General features: G+C 72.1%; 20 protein-coding genes. 4 read left to right on the forward strand and 16 right to left on the reverse strand.

Annotated features, from left to right (window positions below; translation table 11 throughout):
- Positions 1-34: 34 nt before the first annotated feature.
- Both OIE67_RS21985 and OIE67_RS21990 read right to left on the reverse strand, forming a co-directional pair.
- Positions 35-1,015 carry a DUF1838 family protein gene (locus OIE67_RS21985; RefSeq protein WP_326643212.1) on the reverse strand — a complete coding sequence of 327 codons (981 nt, stop codon included), beginning with the start codon at positions 1,013-1,015 and terminating at the stop codon, positions 35-37.
- A 114-nt stretch (positions 1,016-1,129) separates the two neighbouring features.
- Positions 1,130-1,726 (reverse strand): NAD(P)-dependent oxidoreductase, encoded by a 597-nt coding sequence (locus OIE67_RS21990; protein ID WP_326643214.1) that lies wholly within the window; start codon positions 1,724-1,726, stop codon positions 1,130-1,132.
- A gap of 70 nt (positions 1,727-1,796) precedes the next feature.
- Between OIE67_RS21990 and OIE67_RS21995 the strand changes: the two genes are divergently transcribed.
- The gene (locus OIE67_RS21995; protein ID WP_326643216.1) at positions 1,797-2,429 is read left to right on the forward strand and encodes a PadR family transcriptional regulator; all 633 of its coding nucleotides are present in this window, start codon (positions 1,797-1,799) and stop codon (positions 2,427-2,429) included.
- A gap of 35 nt (positions 2,430-2,464) precedes the next feature.
- Here the strand turns inward: OIE67_RS21995 and OIE67_RS22000 are convergent, their stop codons facing one another.
- From OIE67_RS22000 to OIE67_RS22020, 5 genes are all read right to left on the reverse strand, one after another.
- Entirely contained in the window at positions 2,465-3,970 is a 1,506-nt protein-coding gene (locus OIE67_RS22000) for a HAMP domain-containing sensor histidine kinase (RefSeq protein ID WP_326643218.1), read from the reverse strand.
- Positions 3,967-4,650: a response regulator transcription factor gene (locus OIE67_RS22005; RefSeq protein WP_326643220.1), complete on the reverse strand. Its 684-nt coding sequence runs from the start codon at positions 4,648-4,650 to the stop codon at positions 3,967-3,969. The genes OIE67_RS22000 and OIE67_RS22005 overlap by 4 nt, the downstream gene beginning before the upstream one ends.
- A complete protein-coding gene (locus OIE67_RS22010; protein WP_326643221.1) occupies positions 4,647-5,207 on the reverse strand; it encodes a GerMN domain-containing protein in 561 nt (186 codons plus the stop codon). Before OIE67_RS22010 ends, OIE67_RS22005 begins: the two co-directional genes overlap by 4 nt.
- A 316-nt stretch (positions 5,208-5,523) precedes the next feature.
- A complete protein-coding gene (locus OIE67_RS22015; RefSeq protein WP_326643223.1) occupies positions 5,524-6,816 on the reverse strand; it encodes an acyltransferase family protein in 1,293 nt (430 codons plus the stop codon).
- Entirely contained in the window at positions 6,816-7,640 is an 825-nt protein-coding gene (locus OIE67_RS22020; RefSeq protein ID WP_326643225.1) for an SGNH hydrolase domain-containing protein, read from the reverse strand. The genes OIE67_RS22015 and OIE67_RS22020 overlap by 1 nt, the downstream gene beginning before the upstream one ends.
- A 156-nt stretch (positions 7,641-7,796) precedes the next feature.
- On the opposite strand from OIE67_RS22020, the gene OIE67_RS22025 reads away from it, so the two are divergent.
- Positions 7,797-8,951 carry an NADH:flavin oxidoreductase gene (locus OIE67_RS22025; RefSeq protein ID WP_326643227.1) on the forward strand — a complete coding sequence of 385 codons (1,155 nt, stop codon included), beginning with the start codon at positions 7,797-7,799 and terminating at the stop codon, positions 8,949-8,951.
- Positions 8,952-8,998: 47 nt separating this feature from the next.
- On the opposite strand, the gene OIE67_RS22030 is transcribed toward OIE67_RS22025, so the two are convergent.
- The 9 genes from OIE67_RS22030 to OIE67_RS22070 all read right to left on the reverse strand — a co-directional run bounded on the left by OIE67_RS22030 (position 8,999) and on the right by OIE67_RS22070 (position 16,321).
- The gene (locus OIE67_RS22030; protein WP_326645429.1) at positions 8,999-9,925 is read right to left on the reverse strand and encodes an NAD(P)-dependent oxidoreductase; all 927 of its coding nucleotides are present in this window, start codon (positions 9,923-9,925) and stop codon (positions 8,999-9,001) included.
- Positions 9,922-10,335, reverse strand: coding sequence for a 4-carboxymuconolactone decarboxylase (gene pcaC, locus OIE67_RS22035; protein ID WP_326643229.1), 414 nt, complete (start codon positions 10,333-10,335; stop codon positions 9,922-9,924). The genes OIE67_RS22030 and pcaC overlap by 4 nt, the downstream gene beginning before the upstream one ends.
- On the reverse strand, positions 10,332-10,736 hold the full coding sequence (locus tag OIE67_RS22040; protein WP_326643231.1) for a cupin domain-containing protein: 405 nt from the start codon (positions 10,734-10,736) through the stop codon (positions 10,332-10,334). Before OIE67_RS22040 ends, pcaC begins: the two co-directional genes overlap by 4 nt.
- Before the next feature lies 1 nt (position 10,737).
- Positions 10,738-11,628 (reverse strand): NAD(P)-dependent oxidoreductase, encoded by an 891-nt coding sequence (locus OIE67_RS22045; protein ID WP_326643233.1) that lies wholly within the window; start codon positions 11,626-11,628, stop codon positions 10,738-10,740.
- The gene (locus OIE67_RS22050; RefSeq protein WP_326643235.1) at positions 11,625-12,479 is read right to left on the reverse strand and encodes an SDR family NAD(P)-dependent oxidoreductase; all 855 of its coding nucleotides are present in this window, start codon (positions 12,477-12,479) and stop codon (positions 11,625-11,627) included. The genes OIE67_RS22045 and OIE67_RS22050 overlap by 4 nt, the downstream gene beginning before the upstream one ends.
- On the reverse strand, positions 12,476-13,966 hold the full coding sequence (locus OIE67_RS22055; protein ID WP_326643237.1) for a flavin-containing monooxygenase: 1,491 nt from the start codon (positions 13,964-13,966) through the stop codon (positions 12,476-12,478). Before OIE67_RS22055 ends, OIE67_RS22050 begins: the two co-directional genes overlap by 4 nt.
- Positions 13,967-13,987: 21 nt before the next feature.
- Positions 13,988-14,563, reverse strand: a complete 576-nt coding sequence (locus OIE67_RS22060) for a carboxymuconolactone decarboxylase family protein (RefSeq protein ID WP_326643239.1) — start codon at positions 14,561-14,563, stop codon at positions 13,988-13,990.
- Positions 14,560-15,480 (reverse strand): cupin domain-containing protein, encoded by a 921-nt coding sequence (locus tag OIE67_RS22065; protein ID WP_326643241.1) that lies wholly within the window; start codon positions 15,478-15,480, stop codon positions 14,560-14,562. The genes OIE67_RS22060 and OIE67_RS22065 overlap by 4 nt, the downstream gene beginning before the upstream one ends.
- 76 nt (positions 15,481-15,556) lie before the next feature.
- Positions 15,557-16,321: an HpcH/HpaI aldolase family protein gene (locus OIE67_RS22070; RefSeq protein ID WP_326643243.1), complete on the reverse strand. Its 765-nt coding sequence runs from the start codon at positions 16,319-16,321 to the stop codon at positions 15,557-15,559.
- A gap of 244 nt (positions 16,322-16,565) precedes the next feature.
- On the opposite strand from OIE67_RS22070, the gene OIE67_RS22075 reads away from it, so the two are divergent.
- On the forward strand, positions 16,566-17,324 hold the full coding sequence (locus OIE67_RS22075; protein WP_326643245.1) for an IclR family transcriptional regulator: 759 nt from the start codon (positions 16,566-16,568) through the stop codon (positions 17,322-17,324).
- A gap of 118 nt (positions 17,325-17,442) precedes the next feature.
- Positions 17,443-18,498, forward strand: coding sequence for an extracellular solute-binding protein (locus OIE67_RS22080; protein WP_326643247.1), 1,056 nt, complete (start codon positions 17,443-17,445; stop codon positions 18,496-18,498).
- Positions 18,499-18,505 lie beyond the last annotated feature (7 nt).

The following is an 18,505-nucleotide window of genomic DNA, read 5'->3' on the forward strand; positions in this document are numbered from 1 at the left end:
CCCCTCAGCCGGTCGCCGAGCCGTTCAGCCGCGCTCAGGCCCGGCCATGGCCGGCGCACCACTGTGTCCAGGTGGTGGCCCCCTTGCCGAGCTGCTTGTTGTAGAACGACGTCCAGGAGTTCTCGCTCGGCCCCGGCTCGGCGGGGGCGGCCTTGTAGAGCGGGTGGTTCGCCTCGACCTCGGCCCGCAGCCACGGCTCGACCTGCTTGTACGAATCCAGCGACCAGCTGCGCGCGTGGTAGGTCAGCTGGCCGCGTACGTCGCTCTCGGCCAGGCACATGAACGGCGCCCACGGGCTGGTCCTGGCCCAGCTGATCTTCGTCTTCATCGCGCCGGGCGGGACGCCGGGCCCGGTGCGGACGGCGACCTCGCGTTCGTCGACGGAGAAGTCGAACATCTCCTGCGCCGCGTACACGCCACCGGCCAGGCCGAACCGCTCGCCGAGCGTGGCGCCCAGGTCGGCGCGCACGGGGATGTCGCTCGTCCACACGGTCTCGTCGTGCAGTTGCTGCAGCGGCGGGCCCGCGTACGAGGAGCTGATCGGGAACGGCCCGAAGTTGACCAGGTCGTTGTTGATCGGCACGACCGGGTACGTCCTGCCGTCGATCGGGTTCTTCCACTCCCGCAGCACCCGCCGCGGATCGGCCGGGTCGGTGTAGAAGACGATCTCCCTGGAGAGCTGGTAGAGCTGGTTGGTGTCGGGGACCCGGTAGAGGCGCCGGATGTTGTACCCCTCGATGTTGAACAGCTTCTGGCCGTGGCGCAGCGCCGGGTCCAGGGCGTTGCCCTCGACGTTGGCGTACACCGAGCCGGAGATCCGGAACACCATGTCCTTGCCGTCGGGACGCCCGAACGTCTGCAGGGACAACTTCCCGCTCTTGTCGGTCACCGTCGCGTAGACCGGCCCGGGATGCGTGGGCCCACCGGCCCCGTCGTGCGCCGCCACGCCCGGGACGCCGGTGCTGAGGAAGATCGCGAGCGGAGCCAGCAGCCCGGTGATACGTCGTCTGATCACGTCCGGCCTTTCCTGCCGAGAGGGGTTCCTGCCGAGGGGATTCCCGCGGAGGAGGGAGCGAGCAGCGCCATATTGTGATCATGCCGGGCAAAGGATTGTCCACCACAAATGCAACTATTTCGGGCCGCAGATGCCCAGGGCCTGGCCGATCAGGGCGGGGTTCTCGACGGTGTCGAGCAGGGCCATGGCGTAGTCGGCGCGGGAGAGTTGCATCGCCCCGCCCGTGGCGTCGGCCTCGAAGTCGATGTGCACGCGCCCGGCCGGTGGCTTGTCGTTGAGCATGGTGCCGCGGGCGATGCTCCAGTCGAGCAGGCTGGCCTGGAGCATGCCCTCGGCGCGGGCGAGGTCCACGTACGCGGCCCGGAAGAAGAGCCAGGCGAGGGTGACCGCGAGGCGGGGGCGGGTGGCGGGCACCGAGCGGCTGCTGGTCATCACCACCCGCCGTACGCCGCTCTCCCGCATGGCGGTGATGAGGGTGCTCGCGATCCGGCTGCCGCCGACCGCGGCGACGACGGCGTCCTGTCCCTGGACGGCCTCGCGTACGGCGTCGAGGTCGTGCGCGTCTCCCCTGCGCACGTCCGCCAGGCCGGTGTGGCCGGTGAGCAGTTCGGGGCGGCGGGCGAAGGCGGTGATCTCGTGCCCGCGCTCGACGCCTTGGGTGAGGACGTGCTTGCCGGTTCTGCCGGTCGCGCCGATGACCAGGAGCTTCATGTAGTGCCTCCTTCTATATGGCAAGTTGCACTATAGCGTACGGCTTGATGGAGTGCGCTCGCTATAGTGCGTGGTGCACTACGAAGAGGCAGGGGGAAACGTGGCGCGGCGTCCTGATCTGGTCGGCCTGACGGTGCTGGCCATGCTCTCCATCCGGAACAGCCACCCCTACGAGCTGCACCGCTTCATCGTCGACACGCACAAGGACTACGTGACCGGGCTGCCCAGGAGCCTCTACCACGCGGTCGAGAAGCTGGCCGGCGAGGACCTCATCGCGCCCGTCGAGACCACCAGGGAAGGCCGCCGGCCGGAGCGCACGGTCTACGAGATCACCGACGAAGGCCGCCGTGAGCTGTCCACCAGGCTCCGGACGCTGCTGCAGGACCCGGGGCCTGAGCGCCGTACGTTCACCGCGGCCATCTCCCTCATCGGCGTCCTGCCGGTGGCCGACGCGCTGAAGGCGCTGCGCGGCCGCGCGGCGGCGCTCGAAGGGACGCTCGCCGGTCTGAACGGTCATCTCAAGGCCCTGGAGGACGAGGGGCTGCCCGAGGTGCTGGTGATCGAGCTCGACTATCAGCGGACGCTGAGCGAGACCGAGCTGGCCTGGGTCAGGCGGCTGGTCGAACGCCTGGAGAAGGGCGAGCTCACCTGGACCGGCACCGTCAACAGGGAACTGCTGGCCCAGGTGCTCGACGAGTCATGAGGGCGCGTTCCTGGACAGGGTGAGGACGGCTCCGCTCATGAGAGCGGGTTGCGGGGCAGCACGAGGGTGAGGACGGCTCCGCCGCCTGGCGCGTTGGCGGCGGTGAGGGTGCCGCCGTGCAGGCGGGCGTTCTCGGCGGCGATGGCCAGCCCCAGGCCGCTGCCCTCGCTCCTGGTACGGGCCGCGTCGCCCTTGGTGAAGCGGTCGAAGACGTGCGGCAGCAGGGCGGCGGGGATGCCGGGGCCGTCGTCGGAGACGATGACGGCGACCCGATCGGCGTCGGCCGTGACCCGGACGAGCACCGACGCCTGGGTGGCTTCGTGCCGCGGCGCATTCGCCTGGGTGCCGCCGTGTCGTAGCGCGTTGCCGACCAGGTTGGCGAGGATGACGTCGACCCGGCGCGGGTCGAGGCGGGCCCGCAGCCCCGCGGGGACCTCGGCGCCTACCCGGTCCTGCCAGTGCCGTACCGCGAGCGTCTTGACGACCAGCTCGCGCAGGTCGACCTCGTCGAGGTTCAGCACGGCCGCGCCGGCGTCGAAGCGGGACACCTCGATCAGGTCCTCGACCAGCCGGGTGAGCGACCGCGTCTCGTCGGCCACCAGCCGCAGCGCCTCGGCGGTCAGGGGGTCGAGGCGGCCGGAGCCGGCGTCGGCGTCGAGCACCCCGGTCACGGCGGCCATGGCCGCCAGCGGCGTGCGCAACTCGTGGGAGACGTCGGCGGCGAAGCGGCGCGCCCGCGCCTCCATGTCCCGCAGCGCGGCGGCGTCCGCCTGGAGCGTCGCCGACATGACGTTGAACGTACGGCCGAGGTCGGCCAGCTCGTCATCGCCCGAGACGGTGACCCGGGTGTCCAGCGCGCCGCCCGCCACCTGCTCGGCGGCCGCCCGCAACCGCCGGACCGGCCGCAGCAGCCTGCCGGCGGCCAGCAGCGCCGCGACGACGGAGACCAGCGCGACGGGCAGGGCTCCGGCGCGGACGGCGGTGGCCAGGGCCTCCACGTCCCGCTGCTGGGAGGCCAGCGAGAACGAGGCGTAGACGACCAGCGGCGGCGGGTCGTCCGGGCGTGCGGTGTCGCCGTCGTCAGCGTCGGTGGCGGCGGGACCGTCAGCGTTGGTGGCGGTGACCGGGAGGGCCACGGCCAGCCAGGGCGTCCCGTCCCGGTGGAACCGCTGGGCGAGCGCGGTGGTCGCCGTGGCGGCGCGGGCGCGTAGCGACGCGGGCAGCGGCGGCGCCTGCGGCCCCGCCGTGACGAGGGATCCGCCACGGTAGGACAGCGCGGTACGCCAGCCCCGCCCGGACCCGGCGAGGTCGAGCTGCACCGCCAGCGTACGCAGATCGGCCCGCGCGGGGTCGGCGGGCAGGTCGGGCGCCCTGAAGGCGAGGTGGCCGCGCAGCTCACGCAGGGCGTCCGCCTGTACGCCGTCCACGATCGCGTCGCGGCCCTGACGGAAGGTGAACATGGCGCCCGTCAGCGCGCTCAGCACCGAGACCAGCAGGAACACCAGCACCAGCTGGGCCCGCAGACCGCGCAGCCGCTTCACAGCGGGCCGAACCGGTAGCCGAAGCCCCGCACCGTCTGCACGTAGCGGGGACTGCGCGGATCGTCCTCGATCTTGGCCCGCAACCGCATCACACACGCGTCGACCAGCCGGTAGTCGCCGTGGAAGCTGTGCTCCCAGACCTGTTCGAGCAGTTGCTGGCGGCTGAAGGTCTGTTCGGGGGCGGCCGACAGGAACAGCAGCAGTTTCAGCTCGGTCGGCGCCATGGCCACCTGTTCGCCGTGCTTGAGCACGCGCAGGGCGATCCGGTCCACGAGCAGGTCACCGTACTGGCCGCGTGGCTGTCCCGTGGGGCCCGCGTGGCCGGTCCTGCGCAGCACCGCGCGCATCCGCGCCTCGATGACCTCGGCGCTGGCCGGCTTGACCACGTAGTCGTCGGCGCCCGCCTCCAGCCCGACGACGACGTCCACGTCGTCGTCACGCGCGGACAGGATCACGATGGGCACCTGACTGAACGCGCGGATGCGGCGGCACGTCTCCAGGCCGCTCATGCCGGGCAGCATCAGATCGAGCAGCACCACCTCCGGGGCGCTGGCGACCAACTCGGCCAGCCCCTCCTCACCGGTCGCCACGAGCACGGTCTCATGCCCTCGGTGCCGCAGCCCCACACTCACTCCACGGCGCACAGCCGGATCGTCCTCAATGACCAGTACGCGCGTCACAGAACACCTCCCCGGCCCAACGAACCGCTTCCTTCACCGGTCGGTTTGTTCGTGCTGCCCTTCTGGGCGGAGGGCTTGGCGGATCCGTTGCCGTCGCATTCGACCAGCCAAGGGGTGTTGCCCATGCCGGGCTCGAACACCCGGACTACCGCGTCTTCGCCCACGCCGGGGACGGCGGCGGCGGTGCACACCAGTTGGCTGACGGCCACGTGCGGCAGGTCCCGTACCAGCCAGGGCAGGTGCAGCTCGACCCCGTCCCGGCGCGCTGTGGCGCGGAGCTCGCGGTCCGCCGTGGGGAGCTTGGTGTCCAGCCCGCGGGCCCGTTCCTCCGCCGTGGGGCCGGACAGCAGCGCGTCCATCGCCTGCTGCAGCCGATCGCCCGCCGCCGCCGGTCTGGACACCGGCCACGTGCCCTGCGGCGTCACGAAGTACACCCGCAGCAGGCTGCCGCTGTCGGCGGTCAGGCCACCGCGGACCGGCTGACCGGCGGGCAGCGCCTCGGTGTCGCTGATCCCGCACCCGGCCGACACCGCCACCGCGATGAGGGCGGTGTTCACGACGGCGATCAGGCGCCGGGCACCTTCTCGACGGTGACGCCGACCTGCCGCCGCAGCCCCCGCGATCACGGCGGCGATCGCCCGGCCGACGCCTCCCCGACAGCGCCGCCGGCCTGTCACCTGTCCAGGCGCCCGCACCGTCCTCGACACCGCCGACGCTCCTACCGGCCCTGGCGCGTCCGACGTACCCGACGCACCCGGCACCCCTGCCGTGCTCGGCACGTCCAACGGTTCCCCAGTTTCTTGCGCTCCCGATGTGGACGCGGTGCGTGTGGGCGTGGGGGTGAGTCTTCTGTTCGGCATGCCCTCTCTCCGGCTACAGGTGGTCGAGCCTGCTCACGTCAACCGTTCCCGCGCCGAGATCCGGGCGCGGCAGTGCCGCCCACACTCCCACCGCGAGTGCTCCCGCGAGCGCCAGCGCCGCCCATCCGCGACGCCCGGTGGCCCAGCGGGCGCGCAGTCGTACCGGGTTCTCCACGGCGGCCTTCGACACTACCGCAGCCAGCAACGACAGCCCGGCCGCGACCGACGTCCAGGCCCAGCCGTCGAGACCGGCCAGCGGCCGGGGCAGCAGCAGGTAGACGGGCCAGTGCCACAGGTAGAGGCCGTAGGACACTTCCCCCAGGCGGCGCGGCACCGCGCTGCCGATCACCCGGCCGGCCAGGCCGTCCGGTGTACGGGCCAGCAGGGCGATCAGTACGGCGCCGGCCAGGGAGTGGGCGAACATCCCGCCCTGGAACAGGCCGGGAGCCTTCTCCTCCGCCGCCAGCAGCCACGACGCCGACAGCCCGCACAGGAGCAGGGCGCAGAGCAGGTTCACGACCGCGCGCGACAGGCCCGCGAGGGCGGCCTTGACGGGTGCGGTGGCGGCTGCGGCGCCGAGGAGCAGGGAGAAGGCGCGGGTGTCGGTGCCCTCGTAGGCGCGGGTCGTGTCCACCGCGGTCCCCAGCCAGGCCATGAGCGTCACCGAGACGAGCGCGCCGGCGAACGCGACCACGGCCACCCGCCGGTGCCCGCCGGGCCCCCGGCCGGCCAGCGCCACGACCAGGGGCCAGAGCAGGTAGAACTGCCACTCGACGCCGATGCTCCACAGATGGGCGAAGAGATGGGTGCCTGCGGCGTTCCAATATCCGACCTGCTCGCCGATGTAGTGCCAGTTCACCAGTTGCGCGGCCACCCACGGCGCGTCCGTCAAGGCCGAGCGCAGCATGCCGGACGTGGCGAACGCCCAGGCCAGCAGCAATGTGGCCGGAACGAGGACAGCCAGAGCGGGCAGCAGCCGACGGGCCCTGCGCCCCCAGAAGGCCGCCAGGTCGAGGCGTCCGCGCCGGTCGAGCTCTGCCAGCAGCAGCCCCGTGATCAGGAACCCCGAGAGGACGAAGAACAGGTCGACACCGAGGAAGCCGCCGCTCAGGTGCCCGGCATGGAAGAGCAGGACGGCCGTGACGGCGAGCCCACGCAGCCCGTCAAGCGCCCCGATGTGCGCACGCGGAGCTACCGGGGAGTGCGTGAGTGAAGCTTGAGGTGGAGGTGGGATCGAGGCCCGAGGTGGAGCCGGGGTCGGGGACGGGGACGGAGTTGGGGAGGGGGATGGGGATGGGGGCGTCATCAGGCGCAGCCGAGTTTGACGTATCGTTCGTCGCCGGTCCATGAGCCGGTGGCCCAGGTGGCGGGGGCGGCTGGGGTGAAGTCGGTCAGTGCTCCCAGTTGCTTGGTGAACCAGGTGGCGAAGGCCGCTGAGCCCTGCTGGCAGGAGTGGATGCCGTCCTTGGCGCGCTGTGCCCGTTCGGCGGAGTAGTCGTTCCCCCACAGCTGGGAGGCGTCCAGGTAGCGGGCGTTCTCGGCCTCGGCGGCCCTGGCCGCCATCTTGGGAGCGCTCTTGATCGCGGCCGCGTGCGGACGGAAGAAGTCGTCGATCTTGAACGGTGGCGCGGGCACGAGCACGAGGCGGGCTCCGCCGTCCTTGGCCGTCCTGGCAAGCTTGCGATAGGCGGTCAGTTGCTGGCGTCCGGTCCCCCAGTCGTAGGTGGTGATCTGGTAGGCGACCACGGTCGGCCGGAACGACGTGAGGTGCTTCTGGAGCGTCTTCCAGGTGCTCTTGGCCCCCATCTTCGTCACCGGGTGGTCACCGGCGACGACGTTGCCGCCGCCGTCGGACGTGGCGTTCATGAATTCCACGCCTCCGGCCTCCAGCGCGGCCTCCAGGGCGGGAGCCTGCGCGCCCGCGATGGAGTCGCCCATCCACAGCACCCTGACGCCGGTCGCCTTCGCGGGCTTGTCGTGCGATGCGGCGGATGCGGTCGATCCGTCCTGGCCGCCCGCCTGCGCGCCGCAGGCCGCCAGCGGGACGGCCAGCGCGACGGTCAGGGCGGCGGCGCCGGCCGATCGGGCGCGGCCGCGGGCGATCCTGGAGAACTTGCTCGTCGAATGCATGGCCATCAAGCAACCAGACGAACGGTGGCCTCGACCGTCTTGTCATCGTTTCATCACATGATGGGAGAGCGGCCATCACAGACACGCCCGTCCAGCCGCCGGCCGCCCAGAGATCGTCGATTGACCGGCGGCGGGAGGCGGAACAGGATCCCGAGCATGGATGTGTTCCAGCAGGCCCGGCTCGGCCCCCTCACGCTGCGCAACCGCATCATCAAGGCCGCCACCTTCGAAGGCATGGCCAGGAACGCCCTCGTCGGCGACGACCTCATCGCCTTCCACCGCGCCCACGCCGCCGGCAGCGCCGCCATGACCACCGTCGCGTACTGCGCCGTCGCCCCGGAGGGCCGTACCCAGCGCCACCAGCTCTGGATGCGGCAGGAAGCCCTGCCCGGCCTGCGCCGCCTCACCGACGCCGTGCACGCGGAGGGCGCGGCCGTCTCCGCTCAGCTCGGGCACGCGGGGCCCGTCGCCAACAGCAGGTCCACCCGGCTGCCCGCGCTGGCGCCGTCCGCCCGGGTGAATCCTCAGGCCATGGCCATGACCCGCCGGGCCACCGTCGCCGACATCGAGCGGATCACCGCCGCGCACGCCACCGCCGCCGAGCTCGCCGTACGGGCGGGGTTCGACGCCGTGGAGATCCATCTCGGGCACAACTACTTCGCCAGCTCGTTCCTCAGCCCCAGGCTCAACAGGCGCCGCGACGCCTACGGCGGCTCGCTGGCCAACCGGGCCAAGGTCGCGCTCGGCGCGGCCCGCGCCGTCCGCGACGCCGTCGGTGACCGCGTCGCCGTGCTGGCCAAGCTGAACATGGACGACGGCGTACGCGGCGGCCTGGGGATCGAGGAGAGCCTTGAGGTGGCGCGGTGGCTCGAACGGGACGGCAGCCTGGACGCCCTCGAACTCACCTGCGGCAGCTCCCTGCTGAACCCGATGTACCTCTTCCGCGGCGAGGCTCCGCTGCGCGAGTTCGCGGCCACGTTCAAGCAGCCGATGCGTCTGGGCGTCAGGCTCACCGGCGGCCGGTTCATCCGCGCCTACCCCTACCAGGAGGCCTACCTCCTCGACAGCGCCCGCCGGTTCAGGGCCGCGCTCAAGCTGCCGCTGATCCTGCTGGGCGGCATCAGCCAGCGCGCCACGATGGATCTGGCCATGGCCGAGGGCTTCGAGTTCGTGGCCATGGCCCGCGCGCTGCTGCGCGAGCCCGACCTGGTCAACCGGCTGCGGGCCGATCCCGCGACCCGGTCGTTGTGCGTGCACTGCAACAAGTGCATGCCGACGATCTTCACCGGTACCCACTGTGTCCTGGCCTGAGTGGGCGAGGAAGGCCGCCCTCATCTCGTCGGAGGGCGGCCTCGTGGTCAGTCCCGGTGGTCCTCCAGGAGTTGCCGTAGCCGGGTGACGAGCTCGGTGTGGTCGGCGGCGGGTGGCAGGTGGTCGGCGGCGTCGGCCCACAGGTCGGTCGCCGCGCGGCCCAGCCGGGGCTCGACGCCGGTGGCCTCGGCCAGGTCGACCGCGATGCGCATGTCCTTGAGCATCAGCCGCAGGCCGAACCCGGAGTCGAACGTCCCGGGCAGCACGTAGTCCGGCCATTTGCGTTCGGTGGAGCCGCTGCGGCCGCTGGAGCCGTTGACGGCCTCCAGCATGACCGCCGGGTCGAGGCCGAAGCGCTGGCCGGCGAGCATGGCCTCGCTGGTGAGCAGCAGGTGGGTGGCCGACATGAGGTTGTTCAGCGCCTTGAGGGCGTGTCCCGCGCCGGCCGGGCCGAGGTGCAGCACCCGGCGGCCGACCGTCTCCAGGATCGGGCGCACCCGGTCGAAGTCGCCGGGCTCGCCGCCCGCCATGACGGTGAGGGTGCCGTCCACGGCGCCTTTGACGCCGCCGGAGACGGGCGCGTCCACCAGGCCCACCCCTCTGGCGGCGGCCCGCCCGGCGAGCGCGCGGGTGCTCAGCGGGCGCGAGGAGCCCATGTCGACGACGACCGTGCCCGGCGCGGCCGCCGCCAGGAGGCCGTCGTCGTGCATGACGGCCTCCACGACGTCGGAGTCGGGCAGCATGAGGACGACGGCGTCGGCCCCTCGCGCGGTGGCGGCGGCGTCGGCGGCGATCCCACCATCCAGGTCGGACGCGGCCAGGTGGCCGGCGAGGGCGTCCACGGAGGCGCGGGCCCGGTCGTAGGCTCTGATCCGGTAGCCGGCCGCGAGGAGCCTGCGGACCATGGGCAGGCCCATGTTGCCCAGGCCGACGAACCCGATCGTGGCGCCGGGCTTGAGCGGGGTGCCGTTCAGGGGATCGTCACCCCATCCGCGCGCAGCTCCCCGAGCGTGCGCTCGGCGATGCGGAACGCCTCCAGCGCCGCGGGCACGCCGGCGTAGATCGCCGTCTGCAGCAGCGCCTCCTGGATCTCCGCCTCCGTGACGCCGTTGGCGACCGCGCCGCGTACGTGCACCGACAGCTCGTGCCCGCGGTTGAGCGCGGTGAGCATGGCCAGGTTGAGCAGGCTGCGGGTACGCCGGTCCAGGCCCTCCCTGGTCCAGACGGCGCCCCAGCAGTACTCGGTGACCAGTTCCTGCACGGGCCGGCTGAAGTCGCTCACCGCGGCGAGCGAGCGCTCGACGTGGGCCGCGCCCAGCACCGCCTTGCGCATGGCGAGGCCGGCCTCGAAGCGGTCCTGGGCCTTGCCGTCGGTGTCGGTCATGCGGACTCCTCAACATTGTGGGCGCGGGCGTAGTCACCCGCGGCGACCTCGTCGTGCCAGCGGGTGGGGCCGATGGAGATGGCGGTGTGCGTCATCAGGGTGGTCTCGCTCGCGCCGTGCCAGTGGCGCTCGCCCGGCGGCACCCAGACGGTGTCGCCGGGCAGCAGGCGGCGGGCGGGCCCGCCCTCGGCGCACACCCAGCCCTGGCCGGCCAGGACCTGGAGGATCTGGCCGCCGGTGTGCTCGTGCCAGTGGGTTCTGGCGCCGGGGGCGAAGGTGACGACGTTGATGGTGGTGCCGTCGGTGGCGGGCAGGACCGGGTCGGCCCACACGGTGCCGGTGAAGGTGTCGGATCGGAGTGAGGTGGCGGCGTCCGCGGCGCGTCCTCTGACGATCTTCACGTCAGTCCTCCTGGTGGTCGTGGACGCGGACGCCGCCGGCGACGTCGCCGAGGGCGTCGACCACGCGGTTGCTGATCTGGTCGGCGTAGCCGAGGTTGGCGGCCAGGCCGAAGCTGGCCAGCGGTCCGGCCGCGTTGAGCGAGGGGACGCCGAGCGCGCGCAGGTGGTCGACGTACAGGACGATGTCCTTGGTCATGAGGGTGGAGGTCAGGCCGCCCTCCAGGTAGTCGCCCTCGACGATGCTCGGGAAGCGGTTGGCGGTGGCCCAGTTGGCGCCGCTGGAGGAGTTGAGCACGTCGAGCAGGGTGTGCGGGTCGAGCCCCGCCTTGCGCCCGGCGATCATGACCTCGCTGGTGGCGGCCAGGCTGACCGCGTTGAGGAAGTTGTTGAGCAGTTTGGCGGAGTGCCCGGTGCCGGGGCCGCCCATGTGGAAGATCTTCTGGGCGAACGTCTCCAGGATCGGGGTGATCCGCTCGATCTCCTCCCGCTCGCCGCCGGCCATGATCGTGAGGGTGCCGCGTTCGGCCGCGGCGGCGCCGCCGGAGACGCCGGCGTCGATGAGGCGGGCTCCTTCCGCGGCCAGCAGGCCGGCCAGGCGGCGGGTGGAGCCGGGGGCGGCGGTGCTCAGGTCGACGATGACCTGCCCCTTCCTGGCGTGGGCGAGCAGGCCGTCGTCGCCGAGCACCACCGACTCCACGACCTTGCTGTCGGGCAGCGACAGCAGGATCAGCTCGGCGTCGCGGCCCACCTCGGCGACGGTGGCGGCGGGGGTCGCGCCCGCCTTCTCCGCCGCGCCGGGCGCGGGGTCGTGGCCGAGGACGGAGTGCCCGGCGGCGGTGAGGCGGCGGGCGATGCGGCCGCCCATGTTCCCCAGGCCGACGAAGCCGATCATGAGCCGTTCTCCTTCACGGTGATGACGCGGGCGGCCTCGTCCACGGCGGACGGGTCCCACGCGCCGGCGCCGCCGCCGGGGCGGACGGTGTTGACCCAGGCCGAGCCGCCGTCCACGGACAGCACCTCGCCGTTGATGTAGGAGGCCTCGGAGCTGAGCAGGAAGGCCACCGCGGCGGCGACCTCCTCCGGCGTGCCGGTGCGCCGCTGCGGGACGGTGGTGCCGCGCCGCCTGATGTCGTCGCCGGCGCCCGGCTTGCCCGCCGCGCCGGTGAACAGCCCGGTGGGGACGAGCCCGGGGGCCACGGCGTTGACCCGCACGCCCTGCGGGCCGCCGTACATGGCGGCGCCGCGCATCACGCCGAGCACGCCGTGCTTGGACGACTCGTACGGCAGCAGGTCGTGGCTGCCGCGCAGGCCGGCGATGGAGGCGGTGAGCACGATGGCCCCGCCGCCGCCCTGCTCGGCGTACTGGCGGAAGGCGGCGCGCACGCCGAGGAAGGCGCCGCGCAGGTTGACCGCCACGACCCGGTCGAAGTCGGCGACGCGGATCTCGGGCAGCCGGTCGAAGGTGCCGACGATGCCGGCGTTGAGGTGGTGCAGGTCGACCCGGCCGAAGCGGGCGACGGCGGCGGCCAGGTAGGCGTCGGTCTCGCCGGGGTCGGACACGTCGGCCTTGACGGCGAGCGCCGGGCCCGGGAGGCCGTCGGCGACCCGCTCGGCCCCTTCCAGCTCGACGTCCACCACGACGACCGACGCGCCTTCGCGCGACAGCAGCTCGGCGGTGGCCGCGCCGATGCCGGAGGCGGCCCCGGTGACGACGGCGACGGCGCCGTCGAATCTGCTGGTCATGATGTCCTTCCGGGTGCCGTGCGCCGGCCCTGGTGGACCAGGCCGAATGCCGGCAGCGTGCGGCACAGCAGGTAGTAGACGAAGTGGGTGCGGGGCCACTGGGTGACGTTCGCGCCCGAGGGTGAGTGGTAGTAGTTGTTGCAGCCGGCGTCCATGGCCGAGGCGTGGCCGGCGAGCTGGCGGTCCACCCAGCGCACGTAGCGGTCCAGGGTGCGCTCGCGGGTGTCGACCCGGGCGGCGCCGGCGCGGCGGGCCCGGCGGATGGCGCGGACGGCGATCTCGGCCTGGCGTTCGAGCTGGGCGATGATGGAGAAGCCGCCGTTGGTGTTGGGGCCGTACATGATGAAGAAGTTGGGGAAGCCGGGGACGGTCACGCCGAGGAAGGCGCGGGGGCGCTCGCCCCAGAACTCCTGGATCTCCACGCCGCGCCGGCCGGTGACGGTGAAGCCGGACAGGAAGCGGGTGGGCTGGAAGCCGGTGCTGAGGATGAGCACGTCCACCGGGTGCTCGACGCCCTGGTCGTCGACCACTCCCTTCTCGGTGACCTTGGTGACGGCGTGCGGCACCAGGTCGACGTTGGGCCGGTTGAGCGCCGGGTAGAAGCCGCTGGCGTAGATGGGGCGCTTGCAGCCCCAGGGGTAGGAGGGGGTGACGGCCGCGCGGACGGCCGGGTCGTGGACGGCGGTCTCGATGTAGCGCAGGCACAGCTCGCGCATCCTGCGTTGTTCGCGGCCCTTGGCGTCGTAGGCCTTGAAGCGCCGCATCGAGGTGTGGAAGAGCTTGAGCCGGTAGAGGCGGCGCCAGCCGGGCAGCCGCCGGAAGCGGGCCCGTTCCGCGGGGGTGAAGGCCCGCTCGCCCTTGGGCTCGACCCAGCCGGGCTCGCGCTGGAAGACCTCCAGCCGCTCGACGTCCGGGGCGATGGCGGGCACGATCTGCACCGCGGTGGAGCCGGTGCCGACGATGGCGACGCGCTTGCCGGTCAGCTCCACGCCGGCGTCCCAGCGAGCGGTGTGGAAGGAGACGCCGCCGAACTCGTCCAGGCCGGGCCAGGACGGGTAGCGGGGCACGTTCAGCAGCCCGACGGCGCTGATCACGAAGCGGAACCGGTGCTGCTCGCCGTCATCGGTGGTGACCACGTACAGCGCGGCGCTCTCGTCCCAGGCGACCGACCTGATCGTGACGCCGAAGCGGAACCGGGAGCGCAGCCCGAAGCGGTCGACCACGGCCTCGGCGTACTCCTGCAGCTCCGGCTGGGTGGCGTGGGTGCGCGGCCAGTCATAGGGCATGAAGGAGAAGCTGTAGGCGTGTGAGGGGATGTCCACCTCGCAGCCGGGGTAGCGGTTGTCCCACCAGGTGCCGCCGGGGGCGGGCGACTGTTCGAAGACGGTGAAGTCGTTGATCCCGGCCCGCTGGAGCTTGACGGCCGCGGCGATGCCGCCGAAGCCGCCACCGATGATCGCGACCTCGCTGGGCGTTCCTCCGGGCACGCGTTGTTCCCTCGCTTCCGTTCAGGCGGTCTCGGCCGGCGGCCGGACGTCGAACACGGCCAGCTGTGTGGCCAGGTGGTTGTACCAGCCGACGATCACCGTGACCTCGAACAGGCCGGGCGTGCCGAGGGTTTCGACGGCCCGCTGGTAGGCGGCGTCGTCGAGGGCGCCCGTGCGCAGCAGGAGGCGGGCGGTGTCCAGCACGACGCGTTCGCGCTCGTCGGCGAAGCCGGGGTCCTCGCCCGCGCACAGCGCCTCGACCTGCTGCTCCGACAGTCCCGCCGCGGGGCCGGCCAGCCGGTGGGCGTACAGCTCGTAGGGGCTGTCGCGGTGCTGGGCGACGCTGAGGATGGTGATCTCGCGCTCGCGGGCGGTCAGCGAGATCTCGAACCGGACGGCCGCGCCGAGCTGCTCGAACGCGCTGCCGATGGCGGAGTTGAGCAGCCAGGCGTTGCACGGCCCGGTCAGCGCGCCCTGCTCGTCCACGATGGGGAACGGCCTGGGCCGGCTCGCGCGCCGGCCGTTGACCAGGGCGTCGTAGATGCGCCACTGCCGGGCGTCGAGCTCGTCGGGGCCTATGGGGGCGATCCTGCTCATACGGTGGCCTCGTCCTCGGGCATCGGGTAGTCGGCGGCGTTCAGCACCCAGCCGTCCATGCGGGAGAAGTCCGCGCGTGGCGGGGAGAAGATGTCGATCAGGTGGTTGACGCCGTCCGAGGTGGCCTGGCTGGTGTGCTCGGCGGGGGGCGGGATGATGGTGAGCGACGGGCTGCCGCACTGCTCGTGCTCGTCGTCGAGCCACTGGCTCAGGTCGGTGGTCCAGGCGTAGCGCAGGTGGTGGGTGTAGGTGCCGTCGATGATGAGCGAGCACTGCTCGAAGTCGTCGTGGGTGTGCGGCGACATGCGCCTGGTGTCGCGCGGCCCGGTGCGCGGGTGGGTGAAGTTCACCATGAACGAGGTGCACCGGAAGATGCGGAACGGCGGGTCGGCCAAGCCGGGCACGTCCAGGTCGTAGGTGCGCAGCCGGAATCCGCCGACCGGGTCCGGCCAGTTGACCAGCGGGGCGATGCCGGGGCGGGGCTCGGCGTAGGCGTCCTCGTTGGCGGCCCGGCCGGGGGCCACGCCGGAGCGGGCGGTGAAGAGGGTGACGACGCGGCCGGTGCCGGACAGGCGCACGTCGGCGGCGCCCGGCGGGATGAAGGTGAGCGTCTGGCCGCCGATCTCGGTCGCCTTGCCGTCGATCGTGACGGTGGCGGAGGTGCCGGGGTCGGGCATGAGGACGGCGCATTCGTCGGCGTGCGTGGCCGGGACGGTGAAGCCGGTCGGGGTGACGAGGTCGGTGTAGCCGATGATCAGGTGCTGGCTGCGGCCGTACCAGGTGCGGGTGTCGCCGTCCGTCGTGGTGGGCGGCAGGTCGTACCACTTGACGTGGCTCGCGGGCGTGGGCGCGCCGGCCGGCTTCCGCGCGGTCGCCGTCGGCAGTGCCGAGCGGGCGTCGGTCGGGTCGTAGGGCATTGCTGGTCCTCTCGTGGGGGCGTGACGCGTACGTCGGAAAGGAACGCCTCAGGGACGGGCCGAGGGGGTGCGGCCGTCAGATGCGGGGCAGTGAGCCGGCGGCGCGGCGGAGCTCGGCGGCGGCGGAGCCGAAGATGCCCGCGTCGTTGCCGATCATCACGAAGGAGAAGCCGCGCCCGGCCGCCTCGCGGGCGGCGGCGGCGCCCCGGCAGGCGGTGCCGAGCGGGATGTTCCTGGCGCGGGCGGCCTTCAGCAGGTTGTCGGAGTGCCGCTGGAGGAGCGGGTCGGTGGCGCTGAGCCCGGTGGACATGGTCAGGTCGCCCATGCCGAGGAAGGCGGCGTTGAGTCCCGGAGTGTCGAGGATCTCCTCGGCCTGCTCCAGCGCGCTGAGGTCTTCGAGTTGCGGGATGCGCAGGGTCTCCTCGTCGCCGCGCCGGACGTAGTCGGCGGTGGCGTCGAGCCCCCAGGTGCCGGCGCGGGAGGTGGTGCCGAGGCCCCGGTCGCCGCGCGGGGGGAAGAGCATGCCGGACATGGCGCGCCCGGCGTCGGCCGGACCGGTCACATGCGGGACGAGGATGCCGTCGGCTCCCGCGTCGAGGACGCGCTGCAGGTGGCCGCCGCCCGCGTCGGGGACGCGGACGAGGGCGTGCATCCCGAGCCCCTGGGCGACGACGATCGCGCGGTAGGTCGACTCCAGGGTCATGGGGCTGTGCTCCATGTCGGCGACCACGAAGTCGAAGCCGGCCCGGGCCAGAAGCTCGATCGTCTCCAGCGCGGGGATCTTGACCCAGGTGCCGACGAGGCACGTGTCCGTGTCGCGTAGCCGTTGGAGCATACGCATGGATCCTCCTGTCCCTCATTGCGGGATGTGAGTTCTGTTAAGCGGGATGAGGCGACGGTAGGCTTTCGGGTGCTGTGCGTCAAGAGTCCGGTTCTGAACACGGACTTTTCTCGTAGTCGAAATACCCTAGAAACCTTGACGGCCCCGGTAGGGCGTGTTCTACAGTCCGGCGTACCGGATGCGTGAACGCAAGCTCCGCAATGCGGGACGCGCCAGATCCGGACTACAGGCGGGAGGACCGCACGTGAGCACCAACACCCCCGAGATCCCCAGCGGAGACCTTCAGGTCGTCGCTCGCGTCGTCCAGCTGCTGCGGCTGCTGGGCGAGGCAGGGACCATCGACCTGGTGTCGGCCGCGCAGGAGCTCGGAGTGGGCAAATCCACGGCGCACCGTTACCTGGCCTCGATGGAGAACCACGGCCTGCTCCAGCGCCGTGACCGCAACCGCTACGAGTTCGGGCCGCTGCTGGCCGAGCTCGGCACGATGGCGCTGTCGCGGCTGGGGGTCGTGAACGTGGCCCGCCCGATCCTGGAGCAGATCAGTTTGAGAGTCCGGCACACCGCCGTGCTGACGATCTGGAACGGCCGCCAGGCGGTCGTGGCCCAGGTCCACGAGGACAGCAGCCGCACGGCCCACGTCTCGATAAGGAACGGCAGCACCCTGAGGCGGGGAACGGCGCAGGACTGCGTGTTCCGCGCCTTCCACGACCAGTCCTTCTACCACTTCCGCAAGGAGGCGGTGGACCTCTCGCTGGAGGCCGACAACCTGGAGGAGGTCCGCAGGACGGGCGTCGCCATCCGCTCCAGCGCCTCCGAAGGCGTCCGCGCCGTGGCGGTCCCCGTCAGGGACGCGGCCGACCGCGTCGTGGCCGCCATCGCGGTGATCGGCGTGACCCAGCTCGTCCCCGAGGAGGACGACAGCGACGTGGTGATGACCCTGCGCGAGGGCGCGCAGGCGATCAACCAGGCATTACGCGCCTCGTTCGAGCGCGCGGGAGAGTGATCGACCGCTCTCCGCACCCCGACCGGCCTCAGCCCGGCGGCGGTAGTGACGGGGGTGGAACCGGGAGCCGCGACATCCCCCGGCCGTCACGGCTCCCCCCTCAAGAAAGGCACATCACATGAGGCACAGATATCTTCGCCCCCTGCTCGCCACCGCCACGCTGGTGGCCGCCACGGCGGCCTGCGGCTCCGGCGCCGACTCCACGGCCGGCGCGTCCAAGAGCCTCACCTGGGCCAGTACGGGCGGCCAGTTCCAGGAGGATGAGAAGAAGGCGCTGCAGGAGCCGTTCACCGCCAAGACGGGCACGACGTTCGCCAACGTCAGCCCCGCCGACGCCTCCCAGGTCAAGGCCATGGTCGCGGCGGGCAGGACCACGTGGGACCTGGCCAACATGAGCTGGATCTACGCCGGCGCCTACTGCGGGCAGCAGTACGAGAAGCTGGACGACCCGGCGCTGGACCGCGGCAAGTTCCCGCCCGGCACGACCCACGACTGCTTCGTGCCGACCTACCGCTACGCCAACGTCTTCAGCTACAACGCCGACCTCTTCAAGGGCGAGCAGCCCACCAAGATCGCCGACTTCTTCGACGTCAAGCGCTTCCCGGGCAAGCGGATCGTCCAGGACTACCCCAAGTCCGGCCTGCTCGAAGCCGCGCTCGTGGCCGACGGCGTGGCGCCCGACCAGGTCTACCCGCTCGACCTGGAGCGCGCGCTGCGCAAGCTCGACACCATCAAGTCCTCCCTGGTGTTCGCGCCCAGCTACGGCGCCGTGCAGCAGATGATGGTGGACCGCCAGGGCTCGATGGTCCTCACCGTCACCGCGCGCACCATCGTCACCTCCCAGAGCGGCGCCAACCTCAAGCCGGTCTGGGACTTCACCACCACCGACATCGGCGCCCTGGTGATCCCCAAGGGCTCGCCCAACAAGGCGCTGGCGCAGAAGGCGCTCGCCTTCATCACCGAGCCGGCCCAGGCCGAGGCGTACGCCGAGCTGACCGGCACCGCGCCCGCCCGCGCCGACGTCGACATCAGCAAGATCGGCTACAGCGACGTGCAGAAGACGTTCAACGCGTTCCTGCCCGACCGCGGCACCCTGCTGGAGCAGGACAAGCCGTGGTGGATCAAGAACACCGACATGGTCACCAAGCGCTGGACGAGCTGGAAGGTCAGCTAGGAAACCG

It is taken from the genome of Nonomuraea fuscirosea (assembly GCF_035917475.1).
GTDB lineage: Bacteria > Actinomycetota > Actinomycetes > Streptosporangiales > Streptosporangiaceae > Nonomuraea > Nonomuraea fuscirosea.